Source organism: Thalassotalea sp. PLHSN55 (assembly GCF_052030545.1).
Lineage (GTDB): Bacteria > Pseudomonadota > Gammaproteobacteria > Enterobacterales > Alteromonadaceae > CANMXU01.
On record NZ_JBPDIH010000023.1, the window covers coordinates 1 to 3,084 of the forward strand.

The 3,084-nt window shown below is 35.1% G+C and carries 3 protein-coding genes; all 3 read left to right on the forward strand.

Annotated elements, in window-relative coordinates; all coding sequences use genetic code 11:
• Nucleotides 1-104 precede the first annotated feature (104 nt).
• The 3 genes from ACRRSQ_RS20480 (at nt 105) to ACRRSQ_RS20490 (ending at nt 2,915) form a co-directional block, all read left to right on the forward strand.
• Nucleotides 105-401: a hypothetical protein gene (locus tag ACRRSQ_RS20480; protein WP_440877637.1), complete on the forward strand. Its 297-nt coding sequence runs from the start codon at nt 105-107 to the stop codon at nt 399-401.
• Between the two features lie 1,534 nt (nt 402-1,935).
• Nucleotides 1,936-2,334 (forward strand): hypothetical protein, encoded by a 399-nt coding sequence (locus tag ACRRSQ_RS20485; protein WP_440877638.1) that lies wholly within the window; start codon nt 1,936-1,938, stop codon nt 2,332-2,334.
• 38 nt (nt 2,335-2,372) lie between these two features.
• Entirely contained in the window at nt 2,373-2,915 is a 543-nt protein-coding gene (locus ACRRSQ_RS20490; RefSeq protein WP_440877639.1) for a L,D-transpeptidase family protein, read from the forward strand.
• Nucleotides 2,916-3,084 lie beyond the last annotated feature (169 nt).

A 3,084-nucleotide genomic window follows, 5' to 3' on the forward strand; every position in this document is an offset into this window, starting at 1 on the left:
ACAAAAAACAGTTGGCTTTTGCTCCTTCGTCGCTTATTTTAGCCAACATATTTTTTGCCTCTTAATGTAGGCGTTATATTGCCAAGTTATAGTGTGGTGAAAAATTGAAGAAAAGTAAAAAGCTTGACGTTCGAGTTTCGAAAATCCTATTTATTGAATTAGCCGTTATGTCGTTATTGACTAGTTTCTTCGTATTATCTTACAACGAAAATAGTGAGGTAATCTCTAGCATTGCGAGTGCGATTTTCTTTATTGCGGGAATGCTTTTATTCTATCCGTGCTTTGTCAAAGATGAGAGCAAAGTAATAAGTTGGGCTGAGAAAACTGGAAATCACGAGGTGATGTTTGTTTTTATTGCAATTGCGTATGGTATATCTAGTTTGTTCAAGCGTAGTGGTTAAGGCAATATAACAAGTCATTAAAGCAGGAAAATTTACAGTTGGCTGTTTTCACTGCGTTCAACATTTTAGCCAACTATAAATTTCCTCTTAATGAGGCGTTATGTGGCTATCCAGCACGCTTTAATATTTTTTGTTTTTAAAGCTCGGTAAAGGTTTTTATCAAAATTAAACTTTAAAGTGTTCAAGCTTTTAAGCGAGAAAGTGGATTTAAACAACTGCTCTTTTCCAGTTAAACTTTCAGGTATATTTATTAAACTAAATCTTATAAGCTATTTAAAAGGCTCAGGTTTAGGCGGTAAACCGCGATAGTTCTGTGCCACACATAACAAGGCATTCAAGCGGACAAATAAAAGCTGGCTTTTGTTCGTGCCTCACAAGTTTAGCCAGTTTTTATTTACCGCTTAATGTAGGCGTTAGCAGGCAACGAAGTTTAGGGTTACAAATTTTTGAGATTAGTTTCTTTTTCTATTCAACAAATTTGCAAACTCGGTAAAGATTTAAAATTAATTTGCATTGCTCCGCCCTTTTCAGGTTCAATGTAAAAATCAAAATTTAGTGTTACTTGTTGGCTTTCAATAGTTGCCCGCTAACAAGTCATTCAACAGGACTAAAAAAGTTGGCTTTCGCTTCGCGATTTTAGCCAATCTTTTTTAGCCTATTAATGTAAGCGTTATCGGGCAACGAAGTTTAGGGTTAAAAATTTTTAAGATTAGCTTCTTTTTCTAATCAACAAATTTGCTAACTCCGTAAAGTTTTAAAATTCATTTGCATTGTTCTGCCCTTTTCAGGTTCAATGTAAAAATTAAGTTTTGATGTTACTTGTTGGCTTTTAGGTAGTTGCCCGCTAACAAGTCATTCAACAGGACTAAAAAAGTTGGCTTTCGCTTCGCGATTGTAGCCAATCTTTTTTAGCCTATTAATGTAAGCGTTATCGGGCAACGAAGTTTAAGGTTAAAAATTTTTAAGATTAGTTTATTTTTCTAATCAACAAATTTGCAAACCCCGTAAAAATTGAAAATTCATTTGCATTGTTCTGCCCTTTTCAGGTTCAATGTAAAAATCAAAGTTTGGTGTTACTTGTTGGCTTTTCAATAGTTGCCCGCTAACAAGGCATTCAACAGGACTAAAAAAGTTGGCTTTCGCTTCGCGATTTTAGCCAATCTTTTTTAGCCTATTAATATAAGCGTTATGTGGCATCAGCATGCTTTAATATTTTTTGTTATTTAAACTCGGCAAAGGTTTTAATCAAAGTTAAACTTTAAAGTGTTCAAACTTTTAAGTTACGGAAAATGAATTTTAAACAATCGCCCTTTTCTGGTTAAATTATCTTGTATATTTATTAACGTAAATTTTATAAGCTAATTAAAAGGCTCAGGTTTAAGCGGTAAACCGCGAAAGCTCTGTGCCACACATAACAAGAAATTAAAGTAGGACTTTTAACAGTTTGCCTGGTTCCGCTTCGCTACACATTTTGGCAAACTGATTAAAAGCCTCTTAATGTGGGCGTTATATACCTAGGGATAGCCTGAGTTAAATGGACGTATTGAGTAAACTTCAAGAGAAAAATAAAATTCACTCTCAGCAACAGCGAAATGCAAGTTGGAGTACGGTTTGGATTTTCTGTCTGTTAAGCCCTTTACTTTTTAGCTATGCCTATGAATTTTATTTTTCGGTAATTAAACTCAGCGAGTCGGAGTTCGTACCCCCATTTATTGTGTTAATTGGTTTACTAGGTTTCGGCTTGCCTTTTGCTGCTATGGGCGACTTAATGCTGTTTAACCGTAAAATTAAGTTGTTACTTTTAATAATCGCTGAGGTTTGGTTCACTTGGTTTTGGGTTGTTTTTCCATTATCTTGGTTAGCTTTCTTACCCTTAATACCCACCTTTATCGTATTGCAGGTACAGTTACCCAAAATAAAAGCTGGTAGTTAGTCGGTATATAACAAGGCAATTAAACGGAAAATTTACAGTTGGCTGTTTTTCGTTCCTCAAACATTTTAGCCAACTATAATTTTCCGCTTATTGCGGCGTTATATGCCATGAAAATATTTGCGTTCATTTTAACTATTGTTTCTTTTTCGTGTTTTGCCGAGGTCGATTTAGTGAAAGTCGACAAGTCGGAGAACAAAATGTACTTGTTGGACAATGACAAGATCATAAAAGAATATCATGTGGCATTTGGTGGTTCGCCGAAGGGACATAAAGAACAAGAAGGTGATCAAAAAACTCCCGAAGGCTTATATACGCTGGATTACAAAAAAGAAGATTCATCTTTTTATCGTGCTATGCACGTAAGCTACCCTAATAAAGCAGATTTAGAAAATGCTAAAAGAAAAGGTGTTTCTGCTGGTGGTTTTATTATGGTTCATGGTCAAAAAAACAGATTTGGTTGGCTTTCTAGTATTACTCAACAATTTAATTGGACCAACGGCTGTATTGCTTTAACTAATAAAGAGATGGACGAGTTTATGTCATTGGTTAAAGTAGGAACAAAAATACAAATAGAGTGGTAAATGGCATATAACAAGTCATTGCAGCAGGACAAATAACAGTTGGCTTTTGCTCCTGCGTCGCTATTTTAGCCAACAATTATTTGCCTCTGAATGAGGCGTTGGTATGACTCCCCACGTCAACTTAAAAACACTGATCCCTGCTCAATAAATTAGAGCCATAATCTTTTCT